General features: G+C 59.0%; 19 protein-coding genes. 9 read left to right on the top strand and 10 right to left on the bottom strand.

Annotation, left to right across the window (positions count from 1 at the left end):
- Positions 1–64: 64 nt before the first annotated feature.
- A complete protein-coding gene (locus ABLV75_RS00005) occupies positions 65–934 on the bottom strand; it encodes an extended-spectrum class A beta-lactamase OXY-2-4 (protein WP_004099854.1) in 870 nt (289 codons plus the stop codon).
- Between the two features lie 161 nt (positions 935–1,095).
- Here ABLV75_RS00005 and ABLV75_RS00010 point away from each other — a divergent pair, with 161 nt between their 5' ends.
- The gene (locus ABLV75_RS00010) at positions 1,096–2,127 is read left to right on the top strand and encodes a Gfo/Idh/MocA family oxidoreductase (protein WP_004099855.1); all 1,032 of its coding nucleotides are present in this window, start codon (positions 1,096–1,098) and stop codon (positions 2,125–2,127) included.
- A gap of 43 nt (positions 2,128–2,170) precedes the next feature.
- Here the strand turns inward: ABLV75_RS00010 and ABLV75_RS00015 are convergent, their stop codons facing one another.
- A complete protein-coding gene (locus tag ABLV75_RS00015) occupies positions 2,171–3,178 on the bottom strand; it encodes a Gfo/Idh/MocA family oxidoreductase (protein WP_004099856.1) in 1,008 nt (335 codons plus the stop codon).
- 103 nt (positions 3,179–3,281) lie between these two features.
- Between ABLV75_RS00015 and ABLV75_RS00020 the strand changes: the two genes are divergently transcribed.
- The 4 genes from ABLV75_RS00020 (at position 3,282) to ABLV75_RS00035 (ending at position 8,225) form a co-directional block, all read left to right on the top strand.
- A complete protein-coding gene (locus ABLV75_RS00020; RefSeq protein ID WP_004099857.1) occupies positions 3,282–4,301 on the top strand; it encodes a LacI family DNA-binding transcriptional regulator in 1,020 nt (339 codons plus the stop codon).
- 449 nt (positions 4,302–4,750) lie between these two features.
- Positions 4,751–5,674 (top strand): sugar ABC transporter substrate-binding protein, encoded by a 924-nt coding sequence (locus ABLV75_RS00025; protein ID WP_004099858.1) that lies wholly within the window; start codon positions 4,751–4,753, stop codon positions 5,672–5,674.
- A 24-nt stretch (positions 5,675–5,698) separates the two neighbouring features.
- Positions 5,699–7,183 carry a sugar ABC transporter ATP-binding protein gene (locus ABLV75_RS00030; RefSeq protein ID WP_004099860.1) on the top strand — a complete coding sequence of 495 codons (1,485 nt, stop codon included), beginning with the start codon at positions 5,699–5,701 and terminating at the stop codon, positions 7,181–7,183.
- Positions 7,184–7,202: 19 nt separating this feature from the next.
- Complete coding sequence (locus ABLV75_RS00035; protein WP_024273870.1) at positions 7,203–8,225, top strand: ABC transporter permease; 1,023 nt, start codon at positions 7,203–7,205, stop codon at positions 8,223–8,225.
- Between the two features lie 45 nt (positions 8,226–8,270).
- On the opposite strand, the gene ABLV75_RS00040 is transcribed toward ABLV75_RS00035, so the two are convergent.
- Genes ABLV75_RS00040 through ABLV75_RS00070 form a run of 7 tightly spaced genes read right to left on the bottom strand, consistent with a single transcriptional unit; the run spans position 8,271 to position 14,740 of the window.
- Positions 8,271–9,515, bottom strand: coding sequence for a Zn-dependent hydrolase (locus tag ABLV75_RS00040; protein ID WP_004099863.1), 1,245 nt, complete (start codon positions 9,513–9,515; stop codon positions 8,271–8,273).
- Positions 9,512–9,994, bottom strand: a complete 483-nt coding sequence (locus ABLV75_RS00045; RefSeq protein ID WP_004099867.1) for an L-2-amino-thiazoline-4-carboxylic acid hydrolase — start codon at positions 9,992–9,994, stop codon at positions 9,512–9,514. The genes ABLV75_RS00040 and ABLV75_RS00045 overlap by 4 nt, the downstream gene beginning before the upstream one ends.
- Positions 9,995–10,011: 17 nt before the next feature.
- Positions 10,012–11,169, bottom strand: a complete 1,158-nt coding sequence (locus ABLV75_RS00050; protein ID WP_004099869.1) for a branched-chain amino acid ABC transporter substrate-binding protein — start codon at positions 11,167–11,169, stop codon at positions 10,012–10,014.
- A 27-nt stretch (positions 11,170–11,196) separates the two neighbouring features.
- Positions 11,197–11,916, bottom strand: a complete 720-nt coding sequence (locus ABLV75_RS00055) for an ABC transporter ATP-binding protein (RefSeq protein ID WP_004099871.1) — start codon at positions 11,914–11,916, stop codon at positions 11,197–11,199.
- Positions 11,909–12,676 carry an ABC transporter ATP-binding protein gene (locus tag ABLV75_RS00060; RefSeq protein WP_016809094.1) on the bottom strand — a complete coding sequence of 256 codons (768 nt, stop codon included), beginning with the start codon at positions 12,674–12,676 and terminating at the stop codon, positions 11,909–11,911. The genes ABLV75_RS00055 and ABLV75_RS00060 overlap by 8 nt, the downstream gene beginning before the upstream one ends.
- Entirely contained in the window at positions 12,673–13,779 is a 1,107-nt protein-coding gene (locus tag ABLV75_RS00065) for an ABC transporter ATP-binding protein (protein ID WP_004111103.1), read from the bottom strand. Before ABLV75_RS00065 ends, ABLV75_RS00060 begins: the two co-directional genes overlap by 4 nt.
- Before the next feature lie 10 nt (positions 13,780–13,789).
- A complete protein-coding gene (locus ABLV75_RS00070; RefSeq protein ID WP_032705050.1) occupies positions 13,790–14,740 on the bottom strand; it encodes a branched-chain amino acid ABC transporter permease in 951 nt (316 codons plus the stop codon).
- 171 nt (positions 14,741–14,911) lie between these two features.
- Between ABLV75_RS00070 and ABLV75_RS00075 the strand changes: the two genes are divergently transcribed.
- From ABLV75_RS00075 to ABLV75_RS00090, 4 genes are all read left to right on the top strand, one after another.
- Positions 14,912–15,841, top strand: a complete 930-nt coding sequence (locus ABLV75_RS00075) for a LysR substrate-binding domain-containing protein (protein WP_004111106.1) — start codon at positions 14,912–14,914, stop codon at positions 15,839–15,841.
- 211 nt (positions 15,842–16,052) lie between these two features.
- On the top strand, positions 16,053–17,933 hold the full coding sequence (locus ABLV75_RS00080; protein ID WP_004099888.1) for a beta-glucoside-specific PTS transporter subunit IIABC: 1,881 nt from the start codon (positions 16,053–16,055) through the stop codon (positions 17,931–17,933).
- A complete protein-coding gene (locus tag ABLV75_RS00085; RefSeq protein WP_004099893.1) occupies positions 17,930–19,354 on the top strand; it encodes a glycoside hydrolase family 1 protein in 1,425 nt (474 codons plus the stop codon). Before ABLV75_RS00080 ends, ABLV75_RS00085 begins: the two co-directional genes overlap by 4 nt.
- Entirely contained in the window at positions 19,351–20,190 is an 840-nt protein-coding gene (locus tag ABLV75_RS00090; protein WP_004099899.1) for a PRD domain-containing protein, read from the top strand. The genes ABLV75_RS00085 and ABLV75_RS00090 overlap by 4 nt, the downstream gene beginning before the upstream one ends.
- Before the next feature lies 1 nt (position 20,191).
- On the opposite strand, the gene ABLV75_RS00095 is transcribed toward ABLV75_RS00090, so the two are convergent.
- Complete coding sequence (locus tag ABLV75_RS00095) at positions 20,192–21,196, bottom strand: LacI family DNA-binding transcriptional regulator (RefSeq protein ID WP_004099902.1); 1,005 nt, start codon at positions 21,194–21,196, stop codon at positions 20,192–20,194.
- Between the last annotated feature and the right edge of the window lie 19 nt (positions 21,197–21,215).

The raw sequence follows: 21,215 nt of genomic DNA on the forward strand, positions 1-21,215 counted from the left end.
GGCGCGTTGAGCGCCGCCCCCGGGAGCAGAGTACAGAGTGTTGCAGAACGGGCCTGTTCCCGGCTTAAAGCCCTTCGGTCACGATTTTTGCCGCTGCGGCTAACACCTCTTTGCGGTTTTTCGCATCCTGCTGCGGCTGGGTAAAGTAGGTGACTAATACCAGCGGAGCGTGATCTTCCGGCCAGATAACCGCAATATCATTGGTGGTGCCGTAATCTCCGGCGCCGGTTTTATCGCCGACCACCCAGCTTTCAGGCAGGCCCGCGCGAATGCTTTGCCCGCCGGTGGTATTGCCTTTCAGCCAGGTGACTAACTGGGCGCGTTGCTGTTCGCCCAGCGCATCGCCAAGCGTCAGCTTGCGTAGGCTTTCAGCCATCGCCAGCGGCGTGCTGGTATCACGCTCATCGCCCGGGATGGCGGTATTCAGCGTGGGCTCCGTACGATCGAGACGAAAGGTGGCATCGCCGATACTGCGGGCGAAGGCGGTGACTTTTTCCGGCCCGCCAAGGTAGCCGATGATCAGATTCATCGCCGTATTGTCGCTATATTGCAGCGTCGCCGCGCTTAGCTCAGCCAGCGTCATTCCGCTCTGGAGATGTTTTTCGGTAATCGGACTCCAGACCACCAAATCGGCTGCGTTAATCTCCAGCCTTTTATTTACCACCTCTTTATTGCTTTCGCTCTGTTTTAATACCGCGGCGGCGGCCATCACTTTACTGGTGCTGCACATGGCAAAACGCTCGTCGCCGCGATATAAGATTTGAGAATTATCTGCCGTGTTGATTAGCGCCACGCCCAACCTGCCGCCTGAACGCTTCTCGAGATCTGTCAGCTTCTGATGGATAGCATCGGTACTGGCCCACAGTGCGCCGCTCGCCAGCAGCAGCGGAACGGCGGCTAGCATTGCAATTTTACGCCACGAACTTTTTATCATTTCTGATTCCTTGAGAGTGATAAGTCGCAGCGGACTATCTGCGACTCCCGCTATTTTGACAAGCAATTTATTGATGATGGAATTCCATCATCAATTCGATATTTGTCCTTCCAGCGCCTGCTTATAGTGTCTCGCCAGACCCATAAAAATAAGGAGCCGCTATGTTCCCGTCACAGTTACCGAAACCGCGCCATCCTGCCGCTGCGGCGATCCCCTCGCTGCGCTGGGCCATTATTGGCCCCGGCTGGATTGCCGAGCGCTTTGTGAAATCGTTAAAAGAGCTCAGCCGCCAGCGGGTGGTTGCCGTCTCCTCGCGGACGCAACAAAAGGCCGATAGCTTTGCCGCCCGCTGGGGGATTCCGCAGGCTTACGCTCAGCTGGACGAGATGCTGGCGCGACCGGATATTGATGCGGTTTACGTTGCCACCCCGCATAACCACCACTTCCCGGACGGGCTGCGGGTTCTGCAGGCGGGCAAACATGTACTGATTGAAAAGCCGTTTGCGCTGAACCGGCGGGAAGGCGCGGCGCTAAAAGCAGAAGCCCTGAAACAGGGGAAGCTGGCGATGGAGGCGATGTGGTGCGATTACGCGCCGAAATATGACGTGATTCGCCAGCTGCTGGATGACGGCGCGCTGGGCGATCTGCATACGCTGCTCGCCGATCACGGTGAATATTTTACTCCGGATCATCGCATTTTTAATGCCGATCTTGCCGGTGGACCGATGATGGATCTCGGCAGCTATCTGACCTCATTCAGCGTGATGGTCGGCGGCGTGCCGCAGGACATTGTCGCCCGCGGGCGCCCCGCCCAAAGGGGCATCAATGGGCAAATTTCGATGCTGTTTAACTGGGAAAACGGCTTACAGGGATTGCTCAACACCACGCTATTCAGCAATACGCCGGGCGGCGCGGTGGTGGCCGGGCGCGACGCGACCCTGGTCCTTGACGGGCAATTCTATGCGCCGGGGAATTTTACCCTCGCCGCCAGCCAGGGGGGACAGGTACTGCGCTGGGAAGAGCCGCGCAACCGCTACGACCAGCTGTTTTATCAGGCCGAACATTTTGCCTGGTGCGTGGGGCAAGGGCTCACGGATTCGCCGATTCGCCCGCTGACCAGAGTTCTGGAAAACCTGAGCGTCATGGATGAAGTGCGGCGGCAGATTGGCGTAATATTTAACGAGGAGCGTTAACGGCGCGCCGTTGCCCCGTATGCCGACCGCATACGGGGCTTTTTTACGCCAGCGGTTCGACGCTGACAAATTGCCCTTGCTGCAGGGAAAGCACGGCGGCTTCGGCGATAGCCTGCGCCCGCAGCCCGTCCAGCAGCCCCGGCAGGTCCGGCTCCTCTTCTCCGCCTGACGAGCGGACAAAAGCATCCAGATGCGCGTAGTACGACTCCTCGACGCGGCTGAACCAGTCCGGATAGAGGCCGGGCTGAATGCAGCGCGCTCCCTGCCACAGCGTCACGCCGCGCGAGGCCTGACTGCCGGACTCCAGTACGCCCTCCGGGCCGAGCAGGCTGATGCGTTCATCGTAGCCGTGGCCGGTGCGCCGGGTGTTGTCCAGCTGCGCCAGCGCGCCGCCGCGCATCCGCAGCATGAGAATGGAGGTATCGACATCGCCGATCCCGGCGAGCTCCGGCAGCGCCAGCGCCTCTCCCATGGCGGCAACCGTTGTCACTTCATCGCCGGTAAGAAAACGCAGCAGATCGAAAAAGTGGATTGCCTGGTCGCGCATCTGGCCGCCGGAGCTGCGCAGATACGCCAGCGGCGGCATAACCGATGCCCGGCACACCATCTGCACCAGTTCAATTTTACCGATAACGCCAGCCTCGACCTGGCGACGCAGCTGCTGGTGGCTGGCGTCAAAGCGGCGGTTAAAGCCCACGGTCACCGGCACGCCGAGCGGCAAAACCCTGTCGACAACCTGGCGCGCACGGGCCAGCGAAAGGTCGATCGGTTTTTCGCAGTAAACGGCCTTCCCGGCGCGCGCTGCGGCCTCCAGCAGTTCCGCATGTGAAGGGGTCGAGCTGGCGATGAGCACCGCATCAATGGCATCGCTACTGATGGCCTCGGCGACGGTGGTTGCCCGCGCGCCGTAGCGGGAGGCCAGCGTTTTCGCCCGCTCGGGCTCGGCGTCTGCCACCATGGCCAGAACGGTTCGCTCATGGCGAGCGAGGTTGGCGGCGTGAACCTGGCCTATAAAACCGCTGCCTAATAACGCAAAACGAATGCAGGTCATTTTGTTCTCCATAAAGAGGGATTTAGCGTTGCCAAATTAATCTGTTTGCTACACTGACCAACACGGGCGTTTTGATGGATTTCCATCATGGGTGAGGGGAACGATGAAAAGCATTTCACTGGCGGCGCTGGCTAAACGGATCGGCGTGGGCGTGGCGACGGTTGACCGGGTGCTTAACGAACGCGGCGGCGTGTCGCCGGAAACCACGCGCCGGGTGCTGCAGGCGGCGCGTGAAGCCGGTTTAAAGCGTATTTTGCCGGAAGAACGTCGTCTGCCCTGGCAAATCGAAGTGTTCCTGAGCGCTAACGACTCGCGCTTTTTCTCTCGCCTGACGCAGGATTTCGCCGACGTGGCGGATAGCCTTGGCTATCGCCGACTGACGCTGCACCGCACGCTGGTGGCGGAATCCTCCCCGGAAAAACTGGCGAAAAGCCTTCTTCGCAGCAGTAAAAAGCGCCATGCGATAATTGTCTTCGGCAACGAACATCCGCTGGTCTATGAAGCCCTGCGCCAGTGTCGCGAAGCAAACGTACCGGTAATTACGCTGGTCACCGACCTGCCCGGCGCGCAGAGGCTTTGCCATGTGGGAATCGATCAGCAGCAGGCGGGACGTACCGCGGGCATGATGATGGGGCTGATGGCCCATCAGCCCGGGGAAGTGTTGATGCTCTGCGGTCGTCAGGATTTCAGCGCCCACCGCTCGCGGATTCAGGGATTTCGCGAGGTGATAAGCCAGCGCTTTCCGCATCTGCAGCTTGGTGAGGTGCTGGCGGGTGAGGATAACCGGCAGCGGATCGACCGTTTGCTGGAAGAAGCCCTGAACCGTAACCGCGACGCGGTGGGCATCTACAATACCGGTCTGGGCAATAGTCTGGTGGCGCAGGCGCTGGCCCGCCATCGCCGTTATGGTAAGTGCTGTTGGATTACTCATGAACGCTATAGCACCACCCGCGAACAGCTGGCGCAGGGTGGGATGGCGTTGACGGTCGATCAAAATCCTCATCAGCATGCCAGGCTGGCGGTGGAGCTGGCCCTGCGCCACCTGGAAACCGGCTATCAGCCCCATCTCTTTCGTGACGGCAAGGTCGAGTTTATCCTCTATAGCGCTGAAAACGTCGACTGAGCGCCCGCGGCCTGCCGGGCGACATCCCTTTTTACACCGTATCTCCTGTCCCGTTTTAAACCGCTGCCGCTATCGCCGCGCCGGGCGGCAAACCGTCGCCTGCCTCTCATTTTTTGCGCATTTATGCGTCAATGTTAGATGTGTGTCAAAGTTCTGTTAACACGCAGTTTTAAAATTTTCATTTCGGTTATTTACTTATAAACGTTTCATATGTGTTGTTAATGAAATAAACGGTCTGTAATTTTCACCTCGTGATAAATGGACTGATGTTTCAGAAAATCATTTTAAAACAACTGAATTTTGTGATGGCGGTCGGCATTAAAAAATGACGTAGCGCGAAGCCTGTTTTTCCGAAACGCTGAAAAAGCAGGCGCTTAATGCACAATTAATGAAACTAATTTTTCATTTTACCTTACCTAACCGATGTACCTGTGAATAAAGGATCAACTATGAATATCAAGAAAACGGTTGTTGCCTCTTTGATAGCCTGCATGCTGCCAGCGGTCGTGATGGCGAAAGATATTTCGGTCGGTGTTTCTATGGCGCTTTTTGATGACAACTTCCTGACCATTCTGCGCACCGCCATGCAAAAAGAGATGCAAAAAGAGGGCGTGAAGTCACAGATGGAAGATGCGAAGGGCGACGTCTCGCAGCAGCTACAGCAGGTGCAGAATTTTATTGGCCAGGGCGTCGACGCCATTATCGTTAACCCGGTCGATACCAACGCGGTCAAACCGATTATGGACCAGGCGACCAAAGCGGGCATTCCGCTGATCTTCGTTAACCGTCGTCCGCAGGCGCAGCTGACCGATAAAATGGCCTACGTCGGCTCCGACTCCGTGCTGGCGGGGCGCTTACAGATGGAAGCGCTAGCCAAAGCGATGAACGGCAAGGGCAACGTCGCCATTCTGCTCGGCGACCTGGCGAATGAATCGACCCGCGACCGGACCAAAGGGGTCGAAGAGGTGGTGGCGAAATACCCCGATATCAAAATCGTGCAGAAGCAGACCGCCAAATTTATGCGTAACGACGCCGTTGACGTAGTCAGCAACTGGATGACCAGCGGCGAAGACATTCAGGCGATCGCCTCCAATAACGATGAAATGGCCATCGGCGCGCTGCAGGCGCTGGGGAAAAACCCCAACCATATCCTGATTGCCGGGGTGGACGGAACGCCAGATGCCCTGCAAATGCTTAAAAACGGCAAGATGATCGCCACGATTTTCCAGGATGCCAAAGGGCAGGGCGAAGGCGCGGTAGATGCCGCTATTAAGCTGGCCAATGGCGAAAAAGTGGAAAAGGTCATCGACGTCCCTTACCAGCTGATCACCAAAGACAACATGGCTGAATTCATCAATCGCAACCAGAAATAGTCATTCAGGGTACGGAGGTGAAGTATGAACGCTTTTGCACTTGAAGCCGAAGGGATCAGCAAATTCTTCCCCGGCGTGAAGGCGCTCGACAACGTCTCATTACGCGTGCGCCCGGGGACGGTGCACGCGCTGATGGGCGAAAACGGCGCCGGGAAATCCACGCTGATGAAATGCCTGATCGGGATCTACCGTCCCGATAAGGGCGCGATCCGCGTCAAAGGGGAGCCGGTCCAGTTTCAGGATACGATGGATGCGCTGCGCTCCGGGATTTCGATGATCCATCAGGAGCTTAATCTGGTACCGCATATGACGGTGGCGGAAAATATCTGGCTCGGCCGCGAGCCGATGAAATACGGTTTCGTCGATCATCGCCAGCTTGCCCGGCAGACTCAGGAACTACTGAATAAACTGAATATTCGTTTATCCGCCGATCGCCTGGTAGGGGAATTAAGCATCGCCGCCCAGCAGATGGTGGAGATTGCCAAAGCGGTTTCGTGGAATGCGGATATTGTGATTATGGACGAACCGACCTCGGCATTAACTGAGAGCGAAGTGGCGCATCTGTTTACCATTATTCGCGATTTACGCCAGCAGGGAAAAGCCATTATTTATATTAGCCATAAGATGGATGAAATTTTCACCATTACCGATGAGATCAGCGTATTTCGCGACGGCACCTGGGTAGGAAGTCAACCTACCACCGAGTTTACCCGCCAGTCGCTGATTACCCGGATGGTCGGGCGGGAGCTTACCCAGCTCTTTCCCAAATTCAATAATACCATTGGCGAAGAGGTGCTGACCGTGCGCAACCTGTCGCGCAAGGGGGTCTTTCACGATATCAACTTTAGCGTGCGCCGCGGGGAGATCCTCGGCGTGGCGGGGCTGGTGGGGGCCGGGCGCAGCGAAGTGATGGAAAGCCTGTTCGGCATGGAGAAAGCCGATAGCGGCGAAGTGCTGATTGACGGTATGCCGGTCACTATTGATTCGCCTTCGACGGCGATTGAAAAAGGGATGGCGCTGCTGACGGAAGACCGCAAAAAGTCCGGCCTGTTCCTCGTACTGTCGGTGCTGGAGAATATGAGTATCGTCAAAATGCCGGAATATATCGGTAAAACCGGTTTTGTTCAGCACCTCAAAATGGCCGAGGACTGCATGGAGCAGATCCGCCGCCTGAATATTAAAACCCCCACCATGGATCAGATTATTAATAACCTTAGCGGCGGCAATCAGCAGAAGGTGCTTATTGCCCGCTGGCTGCTGGCTCAGCCGAAAATACTCATTCTCGATGAGCCGACCCGCGGAATTGACGTCGGGGCGAAAGCGGAAATATATCATCTGATTAGCGAACTGGCCAACCGCGGCGTGGCGGTCATTATGGTTTCTTCTGAATTACCTGAAATCCTCGGGATGAGCGACCGGGTGATGGTGATGCATGAAGGACGGATTACCGGCATCCTCGATAAAGAGGACGCCGATCAGGAAACCATTTTGTCGTTGGCATCCCATTGAGGCACAGAGAATGAGCAATATGAAAATAACGGCGACCCCGATCGATGAGAAACCCTCTTTCTTTGGGCAATTACGCCACCGGCTGCCGAAAGATACCGGCATATTTATCGTCATGCTGGTGATTGCCCTGACTTTTGAAATTGCTGGCTGGTACGTCCGCGACCAGTCCTTTTTATTAAACACCAATCGCCTGATATTAATTGTTTTACAGGTAGCGATTATCGGTATTATCGCAGTCGGGGTTACTCAGGTCATTATTACCACCGGGATTGACCTCTCCTCCGGTTCGGTGATCGCGCTCGCCGCCGTGGTGGCGGCGAGCCTCGCGCAAACCTCCGACAGCCTGTCGCCGATGTTCCCGTCGCTGGTCAATATGCCGGCGATAATCCCGATTGGCGCCGGCATCGGCGTCGGTCTTCTGTGCGGCTTAACCAACGGTTTTCTGGTGACCCGCACCGGCATCCCGCCGTTTATTGCCACCCTGGGGATGATGGTGTCGGCGCGCGGTCTGGCGCAGTATTACACTCAGGGCAACCCGATTAGCTTCTTATCCGACAGCTTCACCGCCATCGGTCAGGGCGCGATGCCGGTGATTATTTTCTTCGTCGTTGCTGCGGTCTTCCACATCGCCCTGAAGCATACCCGCTACGGTAAATACGTTTATGCTATCGGCGGCAATATGACCTCGGCGAAGGTCTCCGGTATCAACGTGAATAAATACCTGGTGATCGTCTATACCATCGCCGGGGCGCTCTCCGGCCTTGCAGGCGTAGTGCTGGCGGCGCGCGTCAGCAGCGGCCAGTCGAGCATGGGAATGTCCTACGAGCTGGATGCGATCGCCGCGGCGGTTATCGGCGGCAGCAGCCTGATGGGCGGGGTAGGGCGCATCACCGGCACTTTAATCGGCGCCATGATCCTCGGCCTGATTAAGAGCGGGTTTACCTTTGTCGGCGTTGACGCCTACGTGCAGGATATTATCAAAGGCATCATTATCGTCGCGGCGGTGACTATCGATATGCGCCGCAACCGCAAAAAGCATTGATCGGCAATAGCCCACGGCCCTGGCTGGCGTGGGCTGTATCGCGTTTTACGTCGCGCTGCGAGCGGGCAGCTCATCGGCGGCAAGGCGTAAACTGTTGAGCAGCACGTTAGCCCCTTTCTCGGCCCACGCGGGCAGAATATTTTCCGCCTCGTTGTGGCTAATTCCCTTCTCGCAGGGAATGAAAATCATGCTAGCGGGCGCGACCTTGCTGATATAGCAGGTATCGTGACCGGCGCCGGAGACCATGGTTCGCGCGCTATAGCCCAGTTCGTCCGCCGCTCGCTGGCTGCGCGCCAGACACTCGCGATCAAAAGCAATGGGCGCATAATCAAAAATGCGCTCGACGTTTGCCGCCACGCCGCGCGCCGCCAGCGCTTCAGCGGCACGATGCAGCGCCCGTTCCATGGCTTCCAGCGCCGGGGATTGCGGATGACGAAATTCGACGCTGCACGCCACGCCTCCCGGTACTACGTTGCGCGATCCCGGAATGACCTGCGCCATCCCGATAGTCGCGCGCCCGTCTGGATTATGGGCGATGCCGATTTGCTCCACCGCCAGCGCCAGCTCGGCGAAGGCGGTCAGCGCGTCGCGGCGGCTGCCCATCGGCGTGGTTCCGGCGTGGGCGGAAAAGCCCTCCAGGGTGACGTTGAACCAGCGCTGGCCCATTGCCGCGTGAACGAGGCCGATATCAACGCCTTCTTCTTCCAGAATCGGCCCCTGTTCGATATGCACTTCGTAGCAGGCGTGGAGCGGGCAGGCGGCGGCAGGACGCTCCCCGCGATAGCCGATAGCCTCCAGCGCCTCGCCGACGCTGATGCCGTCGCGATCTTCGCGGGCGAGCGCGAAGGACTCGCTAAACTGCCCGGCCCAGACGCCGGACGCCAGCATCGCCGGGGCAAAGCGCGCCCCTTCTTCGTTGGTCCAGTTCACCAGCACGATATCGCGTTCGGTCGCAATGCCGCGGTCGTTCAACGTGCGCAGCGCCTCCAGCCCGGCGAGGACGCCGTAAATGCCGTCATAGCGGCCGCCGAGCGGTTGGGAATCGACGTGCGAACCGGTCAACACCGGGGGCAGATGCGAATGTTTACCGCGGCGGCGAATAAACATATTCCCCATACTGTCGACTTCGCAGGGGAAGCCAGCTTCACGCGCCCACTGGCGCAGCAGATTGCGTGCCTGGCGGTCCTCTTCGCTAAGCGCCAGTCGGGTCACGCCGCCCGCCGGCGTGGCGCCGAGCTGCGCCATCTCGTTGAGCGTCGACCACAGACGTGCGCCGTTGACGGTTATCATGGCTTATCCTTTTTCACGCGATAGCGGAAGTCGCAGCACTTTCCGCCCTGCATAATGGTGGTGGTACGGGTCAGCTCCACATCCGGGGCATAGCCGACGATAAACTTATCGTCGCGGGCGCAGGAGAGCAGATGGCCAATTTCGCCGAGGCCCATTTCGTGGTACATCTCGGCGTAGCGGCAGCGGTTCACGTTGTAGTTATACTGCTGGTCGTCGGCGTCCAGTACCTTGACCTCCAGGGCGTTATCTTTTTCCCACAGGTACTGCAGCGCGACAAAGCTGCGAATATCCGCGCCGTTCGGCTCCTGGCGGGCAAAGGCTTTCCCCGCCTCAATCGCAGCGTTTTCAATCGCTTCGCCGATGACCGCCTGGGCGCGAGCCTTACCTATCTCCCGCACCAGGATGTCGTAAATCGGCTTGATTATTTCTGCTTCAATTTTGCGGCGGGCGAGAATGCCCAGCTCGTTATTATCACTCATCACATTGCCTCACTGCGTTACTTCGTTGTTGCGCCGCCGAGTACGGTTTGCGGCTGCCATTTGCCGTCGACGACTTTATAAACGGTAAAGGTTGGCGATTTCAGGTTGCCCTCTTTATCAAAGGCGATTTGTCCGGTCACGCCGGCGTAGTTAATGGCGCGCAGGGCGGGCAGATAGTCGGCGGGATCGACGGAGTCGGCTTTTTCCATCGCCGCGACCAGCACGCGGGTAGCGTCATAGGCGAACGGCGCGTGCAGTTCGATATGGGTGTGATAGCGTGACTGGTAGGCCTGCTCGAAGGCTTTACCGCCCGGCATCCGCTCAACCGGCAGTCCCGGCTCCAGCGCCACCACGCCGTCGCCCTCTTTTTGCGCCAACTGGAGGAAGGTCTGGCTAACGAAGCCGCCTGCGCCCATCAGGGTGGCATTCATGCCCAGCTGTTTGATGCGGCGCGCCAGCGGGGCGGCCTGACTATCGACGCCGCCGAAGAAAATCAGGTCGGCGTTTTTGCTGCGGATGGCGGTCAGGACGGCGCTGAAATCGACGGTTTTGTCATCGACATACTGACGGTCAACGATTTTGATACCCTGCGCTTCCAGCGACTTAATAAACTCATCCGCCAGCCCCTGGCCGAAGGCGGTACGGTCATCAATAACCGCAATGCGTTTGGCCTTCAGGGTTTGTACCGCGTACTGTCCGGCAAACTGTCCGCCGTCATCGTCGTGGCCCATCACGCGGAAGCTGGTGTCGAAACCCTGTTTGGTGTAGGCGTGCCCGGTGGCGACCGGCGCGACCTGGGCGATGCCCGCATCGTGGTAAACCCGCGCAGCGGGAATGCTGGTGCCGGTGTTCCAGTGGCCGACGACGCCCGCGACGCCGCTATCCACCAGACGCTGGGCGACGGCGACGGCGGTGCGTGGGTCGGACTGATCGTCTTCCGATTGCAGCTTGAAGGTCACCGCCTTGCCGCCGATGGTCGGGTGCTGCTTGTTGATATCGTCAATCGCCAGCTGCGCGCCGTTTTCCAGATCCTTGCCGATACGCGCGGAAGGGCCGGTGAGCGGGCCTGCCAGGCCGATAATGACGGTTTCGCTGGCCGCGGACCACGCGGCGGATGAGGCAAAACCACTGAGCAGAATAGCGGCGCTGAGCGCGCTGATTTTTACGGTTTTCATTGTTTTTCCCTGATGCTGGTTGGTGTGTTAAACGGGCATTTCGCCCAAATAAATCTGTGCAATACGATCGTCGGCCAGCAGCGTTTGCGACTGACCGCGTTCGACGATGCTGCCGCTGTCCATCACCCAGGCGCTGTCGGTCGCCTCCAGCGCCAGGCGTGCGTTCTGCTCGATCAGCAACAGCGCGACGCCGCGCTGGCGCAGGGTGGCGATAACGCGAAAAATGTTCTCGACCATCAGCGGCGCCAGGCCCATTGACGGCTCGTCGAGGATCAGCAGGCGCGGCTGGCTGAGCAGGGCGCGATTGAGCGCCAGCAGCTGCTGTTCGCCGCCGGAGAGCAGCCCCGCCAGCTGATGCTGGCGTTCGGCGAGGCGCGGGAAATTAGCGAAGATGGCGCGCATCTCCTGTTTTACCGCCGCCGCGTCGCGTCGTAGCCAGGCGCCCATTTGCAGGTTTTCCAGCACCGTCATGCGCGCAAAGATGCCGCGTCCTTCCGGCACCATCACGAGTCCTTCGCGCAGCAGGGATTCGGCCCGGCGTTTGCGTATCGGTTTGCCGTTAAACAGAATTTCGCCGCTAAAGGGTTCCAGCCCGGTAATGGCGCGGACGGTGGAGCTTTTGCCCGCGCCGTTGGCGCCGATAAGCGTGGTCTGCTCGCTCTCTTTCACGCTGAATGAGACGTCGCGCACCGCCTGGATGCCGCCGTAGTGGACGCTAAGCTGGTTAACGGTTAATAAATCAGACATGGGCGCTGCCTCCCAGCCAGGCGGCGATCACCGCCGGATCGCGGCGTACGCTATCCGGCGTGCCGCTGGTTAACGTTTTGCCGTAATCCAGCACCATCAGGCGATCGCAGATCCCCATCACCAGCTTGACGTCATGCTCAATCATCAGCAGCGTTTTGCCGTCGTCGCGAATACGCAGCAGCAGTTCGCCAAGGGCCATCTTCTCGGCGGCGTTCATCCCGGCCGCTGGTTCATCCAGCGCTAACAGGCGCGGATCGGTCGCCAGCGCGCGGGCGATCTCCAGCCGCCGCTGGTGGCCGTAGGCGAGGTCGCAGGCGCGGTAGTGGGCGAACTGCGCGATACCGGTATAATCCAGCAGGTGCCAGGCCAGCTCGCGGGTTTGCGCTTCCTCGGCGCGGGCGCGTTTATGGCGGGAGAGCGCGGCCCACAGGCCATTACGGGTGCGCACGTGGCGGCCCACCATTACATTCTCCAGCACCGACATGTCGTTAAACAGCCGCACGTTCTGAAAAGTGCGGGCGATCCCTGCGGCGGTCACTTTCTCAATATTCTTCGGAAAATAGGCTTCGCCGCCGATAGCGAACTCGCCGCTGTCCGCCGGGTAAAGCCCGGTAATCAGATTAAAACAGGTGGTTTTTCCCGCGCCGTTGGGGCCAATCAGGCCGTAGATTTCGCCCTCGTTGATGCTCAGCGATACGTTGTCGACCGCCGTCAGACCGCCGAAACGCTTGGTCATATGGCGTACGCTTAACAGGCTCATGCTTTTGCTCCTTGATGTCGCGCGGGCCAGATGCCCTGCGGGCGCAGCAGCATGACCAGCACCAGCGCCAGACCGTAGAACAGCTGGCGCAATACTTCCGGGTCAATCAGCACTTCGCCAAACAGCGCCTGCTGTACCGGCGCCGCCTGGCTGCGCAGCAGCTCCGGCAGCGCGGTCAGCAGCACCGCGCCGAGGATCACGCCGGGGATGTGCCCCATCCCGCCCAGCACCACCATCGCCAGGACCGCAATCGACTCCTGCAGGGTAAAGGATTCCGGCGAAACAAAGCCCTGAAATGCGCCGAACAGCGCACCCGCCACGCCGCCGAATGAGGCGCCGATAGCGAATGCCAGCAGTTTGTAGTTACGCAGGTTGATGCCCATCGCGCGGGCGACGTCTTCGTCCTCGCGGATGGCGTGCCAGGCCCGACCAATGCGTGAATGCTGTAGCCGCAGGCAGACGAAAATAATCGCCACGATCGCCAGCATCAGCAGGTAGTACCACAGCCACAGCGCCGGGACTTTAAAGCCAAACCAGTGATAGACGCCGCTAAACTTGAGGCCGAACAGATTCAGCGAATCGACCCCGGAAATGCCTTTTGCGCCGTTGGTGATGTTGACCGGACGGTCGAGGTTGCGCATCAGGATGCGAATAATTTCACCGAACCCGAGGGTGACGATGGCCAGATAGTCGCCGCGCAGCTTGAGCGTCGGCGCGCCCAGCACGATACCGCAGCCTGCCGCCACCAGCGCGGCGAGCGGAATAATCACCAGCCAGGAGGTGTGCAGGCCGTCCGGAAACCAGCTATTTAAAATCGGGAAGACGTCCAGCAGATGCGGCGAGGCCAGCAGCGCCGCCAGATACGCGCCGACGGCGTAAAAGGCGATAAAGCCCATATCCAGCAGGCCGGTGTAGCCGACCACAATATTCAGCCCCAGCGCCAGCATAACGTAGAGCAGGGCGAAGTCGATGACTCGCACCCAGTAGTTGCCGCCGAGCTGGCTGGCGACCATCGGCGCGACCAGCAGCGCGCAGACCAACAGGGTCATCCCGGACCAGAAGCGGCGGGAGACGACAGGCGTATCGAGTTGTGCCGTTGTCATGATTTTTCTCCTAAGCCCGGTGCGCGACGCGTTCGCCGAGCAAACCGGCCGGGCGGAAGACCAGCACCAGGATCAGCACCATAAAGGCGAAGATATCCTGGTAGTTGCTGCCGAAGACGCCGTGGGTCAGGTCCCCGAGATAGCCTGCGCCAAGAGATTCGATAAGGCCCAGCAGCAGGCCGCCGATCATCGCGCCGCGAATATTACCGATGCCGCCGAGTACCGCGGCGGTAAAGGCTTTAATGCCGGGCAGAAAGCCCATGGAGAAGCTGGCATTGCCGTAGTTGCTGGCCATCATGACGCCAGCGAGCGCGGCGAATATGCCGCCGATGGCGAAAGTGAGGGCGATAATTGCGTTAGGGTTAACGCCCATTAGCGTGGCGATACGCGGATTTTCCGCTACCGCGCGCATACCGCGACCTAAACGGGTGTACTCCACCAGCAGCCACAGGCCAAGCATCACCGCGAAGGCCAGCGCGACGGTGACGATACCGGTGACGGTAACGAGAGCCGGCGGATGCGCTGCGCTGCCGTGGGTCACGGCGATGGCATCCATTGACAGGATCTGCGGGAACATCAGCGGATTACGCGACCAGACGATCATTGCCACGGTTTGCAGCAGTACCGAGACGCCGATCCCGGAGATCAGCGGCGCCAGGCGCGGGGCGTTACGCAGGCGGCGGTAGGCAAAGCGTTCGACCGCCATCGCCAGCAGGGCGCAGACCGCCATGGCCAGCAGCAGCGCCAGCCCCAGCTGCGCCAGTGGCGGCAAAGTGGGGAAATGGGCGTTCAGCGCGTGCATCCCGGAAAGCGTGGTCAACGCGCCGACCATCAGAATATCGCCGTGGGCAAAGTTAATAATGCGCAGGATGCCGTACACCATGGTGTAGCCGAGCGCGATCAGGGCGTAGATGCTGCCGAGCATGACCCCGTTGATGATTTGTTGTATGAGTGTGTCCAACTGATTGTTCCGACAAGATGCTCAAATAATAGCTACCATCCAACAAATGAATTAGATTGTAAAATACGCATATATTCTTTCTTATTATAAATGTGTGGTTAACTATCTTTATGATTTTAAATATAATTAAATAATGCATCGGATAGCGAAATGCGCTAAGAAAATCAACATATGAAAAAAACAGAACAATCAGAGGGGCCGGTTAGCTGGTCGGAGAGTACGTTGGCCAACGATCCCCCGCTGCGGGCGGTGCGCGCCTTCGAGGCGATCGCACGCCTCGGCAGCGTAACCCTGGCGGCGCAGGAGCTGGCGATATCGCCCTCGGCGGTCAGCCATCAGCTCAAAGTGCTGGAAGGCTATTTGCAGATCCCGCTCACCGCACGTCAGGGGCGACGGCTGACCCTCAGCCAGCAGGGGCGGGAGTATTACCGCTCGATCCGCGCGGCGTTTAACGTGCTGCGTCAGGCCACTGAGCACCTGGTCGATCAGGTGCAAACCCAGCAGGTGACGATCAGCCTGATCCCGCTGTTTGGCATGGGCTGGTTTATTCCCCGGCTGCCGTCATTCGTGCACGCGAATCCGCATACCGAAATCAACGTGGTTTACGCCAACCACCGCAACTATCTTAGCGACGCTTCCGATATGTCGATCCGCTTTGGCAACGGTCACTGGGTTGGCTATCAAAGCGAAAAGCTGATCTCCGGCAGAATGGTTCCGGTATGCAGTCAGGCTTTTCTCCGCCTCCATGGGCATATTGATACCCCGGAACAGCTGTTACAGATGCCGCTGCTGCATGATGAGGAGCGCACCACGTGGAACCAGTGGTTTGTGCAGCAGGGAGTGAAGCGCCCGCCGCGATCGACCGGGCCGATGTTTGAGGATGGTCTGCTAACCCTGGCGGGCGTACAGGCCGGGCTGGGCTGTGCGCTAATGCGCGAGCCGCTGATCGCTCCCTATCTGAAGAGCGGCGAGCTGGTGAAAATCTTCGATGCGGCAATAGATGATGGCCGGGATTATTATCTCTGCGTGCGCCAGGATAGCGAGATGACCCCCAATGGCAAACTATTACAAAGCTGGCTTCGTCAGCAGGCCTTCGGCTGATATTTACTTAAGAATTTACTTAATCCAGCTCACACTTTTGTCCGGTCATCATTGAATTCATCAAAGGCCGCTTAGATAATCCGCCGAAATAACCCATTTTTATGATGGCGTGCTACTGCGAAAGCAGGCAAGACCAAAATAGAAATGCTCTCCCGCCAAGGGGAGCGTCTCTGTTTTGGTCTTTTTTTTTGCCCCAACACCAGGGAACACTATGAACTATAAAGAAACAGCAGACAAAATCCTCCACGCGGTGGGCGGTGCGGAGAACATCCGTATGCTCACCCATTGCGCGACCCGGCTGCGCATGGAGTTCAACGACCGCGCAAAGGTTAACGATGCGCAGATTGGCGCCCTCCCCGGCGTGATCAGCGTAGTGGAGAAGGGCGGCCAGTTCCAGATAGTTATCGGCAATGAGGTGCAGCAGGTTTATCGCCTGCTCAATAAGGCGCTGCCGGAGAAAAAAGGCCCTGCAGGCGGCGATAAAAACGCGAAGCCGGCCGGCATCGTCGCCCGGATTATCAGCGTTATTTCGACCACCTTTACCCCGGTGATCCCGGCGATTACCGGCGCGGGGATGATTAAAGCGCTGCTGGCCATTCTCAAGCTCACCGGGGTGATTAGCGAAACCAGCTCGACGTATCAGTTGCTGAATATTATTGCCGACGCCGCCTTCTTCTTCCTGCCGGTGCTGCTGGCCTACGGCGCATCGCTGAAGTTTGAATGCAACCCGATTCTGGCGATGACCCTCGCGGGCGTGCTGCTGCATCCGGGCATCGGCCAGATGCTGGCGGCCGGTAAAGCGGTGGATTTTGTCGGCATCAACGTCCTGCTTTCCGATTACGCCGGTTCGGTGCTGCCGATTATTCTGACCGTGTGGCTGATGTCGTGGGTGGAGCGCTTCGCCGAAAAAGTGTCGCCATCGATTATCAAGTTTTTCGTTAAGCCGATGCTGATTCTGCTGATTACCGCGCCGCTGGCGCTGGTGGTGGTCGGCCCGGCGGGCATTTTGCTTAACGACCTGGTGGCCGCGGGGGCGGGCGCTATCGACCGCCACGCCAGCTGGTTAATCCCGATGCTGATGGGCACCCTGCAGCCCTTCCTGATCATTACCGGCACCGCCTGGGCGATGACGCCGATCGCCACCGGTCAGCTGAGTAAAAGCGGTTACGAGATGATTAACGGCCCGGGGATGCTGGCCTCAAACGTGGCGATGGGCGCGGCGACGCTGTGCGTGGCGCTGAAAACCAAAAATAGCAACCTGCGCCAGCTGGCCTCCTCGTCGGGATTTACCGCACTGCTGGGGATCACCGAACCGGCGCTGTACGGGGTGCTGCTCAAGTTCCGCCGCGTGCTGATTGCCGCGATGATCGGCGGCGGCTGCGCCGGGGTCTATGCCGGGGTGAGCGGGCTGGTGCGCTACGCGTTTGTCTCGCCAGGCCTCGCGGCGCTACCGGCGTTTATCGGTGAAAACCCGATGAACATCGTTCATGCGCTGGTGACCTGCGCGATTTCCATCGTGGTGACCTTTACCCTGACCTGGTTTCTCGCCTTCAAAGATGTTCCTGAGGAACAAGAAGCGGTGGACGAAGCGCCGCAGCCTGCGGCGAGCGCTAAAATCGAGGGGGAGACGGAAGTATTAAGCCCGCTGCGCGGTCAGGTGGTGGCGCTCAGTGAAGTGAATGACGACGTCTTTTCCGGCGGTCTGTTGGGCGAGGGGCTGGCGATTCGTCCCGAAGAGGGAGTACTGCGCGCGCCGTTTAGCGGCACGGTGATGATGTTCCTGCCCTCCTGCCACGCCGTTGGCCTGCAGAGCGACAGCGGGGTTGAGCTGCTGATCCATATCGGTATTGATACCGTCAATCTTAACGGCCAGCACTTTAGCTCATCGCTGAAGGTGGGAGATAGGGTGGAGGCGGGGCAGGTGCTGATCCGCTTTGATATTCCCGCCATCGAACAGGCCGGATACGACCTGATTACGCCAGTCATTGTGGTCAACGGCGATGGGCAGCACGCTCTGCGCTTTACCGACGCCGCCCGGGTGGATTACGGCGAGACGCTGATGGTGCAATCCGTTAAGGAGGCGCAGGCATGATTTATCAACAGCAGGCCCGGTTCCCGGACGGTTTTCTGTGGGGCGCGTCCACCTCAGCCTATCAGGTTGAGGGCGCGTGGAATGAAGACGGTAAAGGACCGTCGGTAGTCGACATGCTTAGCCATCCGCCGGGAACGGCGGACTTCCGCATCGCCAGCGACCACTATCATCACGTGGAGGAGGACGTCGCGCTGATGGCGCAGATGGGGCTGAAGGCCTACCGTTTTTCGGTGGCCTGGTCGCGGGTGATACCTGACGGCGATGGCCCGGTGAATCCGGATGGGCTGGCCTTTTATCACCGCCTGATCGACGCCCTGACGCGCCACGGGATCACCCCCATCGTGACGCTCTACCACTTCGACCTGCCGTGGGCGCTGGAGCTAAAAGGCGGCTGGCTGAACCGCAAAACCGGGGAGGCATTCGTGCGCTATGCCAGGCTGCTGTTCAGCGAGTTTGCCGCCAAAGTTCCGCTCTGGCTGACCATCAACGAACAGAACACCATGATTCTGCATCCCGGCGCGATTGGCGTGCCCGCCGATCGTGAACTGCCGGATAAGAAGGCGCTGTACCAGCAGAATCATCATATGATGCTGGCCCAGGCGCAGATCTTCGCCCTGTGCCACCGTGAGTTCCCCGGGCTGCGCATCGGCCCGGCGATAAACACCACGTCGATGTACGCCGAAAGCTGTAAGCCGGAGGACGCCATCGCCGCGCATAACTGGGAGACGCTGCGCTGCTGGAGCTTTCTGGATGTTGCGGTGCATGGGCGCTACAACGCCCTGGCGTGGGCCTATATGCAGGATCGCGGCCTCGCGCCGAATCGGCAGCCGGAGGATGCGCTGATTTTGCAGCAGGGGAGGCCGGACTTTATCGCCATTAATTACTACTCGACCGCCACCATTGCCGCCTGCCGGGGCGACGGCGGGGACGTTGCGCCCCGCGCGGGCGATCAGCAAATTATGCTGGGCGAAGAGGGGGTTTATCGTCCGGCGGAAAATCCATGGGTCGGCAAAACCCCCTACGGCTGGGTGGTCGACCCGGTAGGGCTGCGTCTGACGCTGCGTAAAGTGTGCGAGCGCTATGGTCTGCCGATTCTGATTAGCGAAAACGGGATGGGCGCGCCGGACAAGCTGGAGCCTGACGGGACGGTGAATGACGACTATCGCATCGCCTTCCTCGACGCGCATATCGCACAGATGCGGCTGGCGATTGCCGACGGCGTCGAGCTGATGGGCTACTGTCCGTGGGCGGCGATTGACGTGGTCAGCACCCATCAGGGATACGCCAAGCGCTACGGTTTTATTTATGTCGATCGCGGCGAGGATGACCTGAAGCGGCTGCAAAGGATCCGCAAACGCAGCTTCTGGTGGTATAAGGATGTCATCGCGCAAAACGGCAACCACGACGAGTCGCAGAGATGATTGTTCAGAAGGTGCTCAATAATAGCCTCGTGCTCTCGATGGACGACGATAACAGGGAGGTTATCGTCATGGGGAAAGGCATTGGTTTCAATAGCAGGCCCGGCGATGCAATCGCCCCGGAGAAGATAGAGAAGCTATTCGTAACCCAGGCGCTCGGCGCGCGCAGCGGCTATCTTGAGGCGCTCTCCGCCATTCCGGATGAGGTCATTGAGATGGCCGCAATGATTATTTCCCGCGCCAATATGCAGCTCGCCAGCAAAGTCCGCGAGCAGATTTTCTTTACCCTCGCCGACCATCTGACTTTCGCCATCGAGCGCAGCCGCAAAGGTATCGCTATTCAGAACCGCCTGCTGCCGGAAGTCAGGCGCTTTTATCCGCAGCAGTTCCGCGTCGCCAGTGAGGCGGTGACGATTATTCGCCAGCAGTACGGGATTGAACTGCCGGAGGAGGAAGCCGGGAATATCGCCTTTCATCTGGTTAACGGCCAGAGCGAGGGCGACGACGTAGCGCAGACCATGCAGTCGGTGAAAATGCTGAAGGATATTTTTAATCTCGTGCAGTACCACTTTAAGCAGCAGATAGACACCGAATCGATAAACTACTCGCGCTTTCTGGTCCATATGCAGTTTTTCCTCCAGCGTTTACAGGAGGGGGAGCTGGACGGCGCGCGGGACAGCTTTCTGCTGGTGCAGGTGATTAAGGCGTATCCGGACGCTTACCGCTGCGCGCTGCTAATCCGCGATTACGTCAAAGCCCAGCTCGATATCACCCTCGGCGGCAACGAGCTGCTGTGGCTCACCGTTCATCTGGTGCGGATCGCGGGGCTGGATGCGTGAATCACCGATGCCGAAACTGCAGCGTCGCCGGCAGGTAGCGCTGTAGCGGTTCAGGCGTGTTGCCCTCGATCAGCTGACTGATTAAATCGTAGCAGTGCCAGGCCAGCTGGCGGTTATCCTGCTGTACGGTATCAATACGCAGCGACAGCGAATCGTAGAGATAGTGATCGTCAAAGCTCGCCAGGTGGATGTCGGAGTCGAGCAAATGGTGCTGGCTCATATAGCGCAGCACCCCTTCCAGCAGCCCGCAGGCGGCGGTAAATAGCGCCTTTGGCGGCCTTCCCAGACGCGCGCAGAGGGCGGCGAACATCTCATAGCCGGAGCTGGGATGGTAGTTGCCGTTGATCACCCACTCCGGGCGCAATTCAATACCCGCCTGGGCCAGACCCTGCGTAAACCCGGCCAGACGATCGCGGGAGGGCGACAGACGCGGCTGACCGCCTAAAAACCAGAACTCATCGCTATGCTGAGGCGCGATGCGGGAAATCAGCTCCGTCGTTGGGGTAATCGAATCGGTCATCACCAGCGGCAGCGCGCTTTCATTAGGACAGCGGTCAAACAGCACCACCGGCAGCTGTTCGCTGAGCTTCAGGTAGTCGGCATCGTTGTGCATACAGGAGGCGACGATCAGACCGTCAACCTGGCGGGCAATCATGTTATTGACCACCATGCTCTCCTGACCGGGGTTTTCATCGGTACAGGAGATCAGCAGCTGGACGCCCGCTTCGCGGCACAGCATCTCCAGCTCATGGGAAAAGACCGCAAAGCCGTAGTTGGTGATTTCCGGCACCACCAGGCCGATGGTGTGGCTACGGTTGTCGCGCAGCGAGCGGGCGTGGATGCTCGGCTGATAGTGCTGCTCGCGGGCAATCGCCAGCACGCGCTCGCGCGTTTCCTGCGCCACGCGCAGCTCTTTGCCACGACCGTTCAGCACCAGGCTGGCGGTCGCTTTGGAAACGCCCGCCAGTTCGGCGATATCTTTAATGGTTACGCGTTTGGTTTTCATTACGACGCCATGAGCCTGA

It is taken from the genome of Klebsiella sp. CN_Kp066 (assembly GCF_040065135.1).
Classification (GTDB): domain Bacteria; phylum Pseudomonadota; class Gammaproteobacteria; order Enterobacterales; family Enterobacteriaceae; genus Klebsiella; species Klebsiella oxytoca.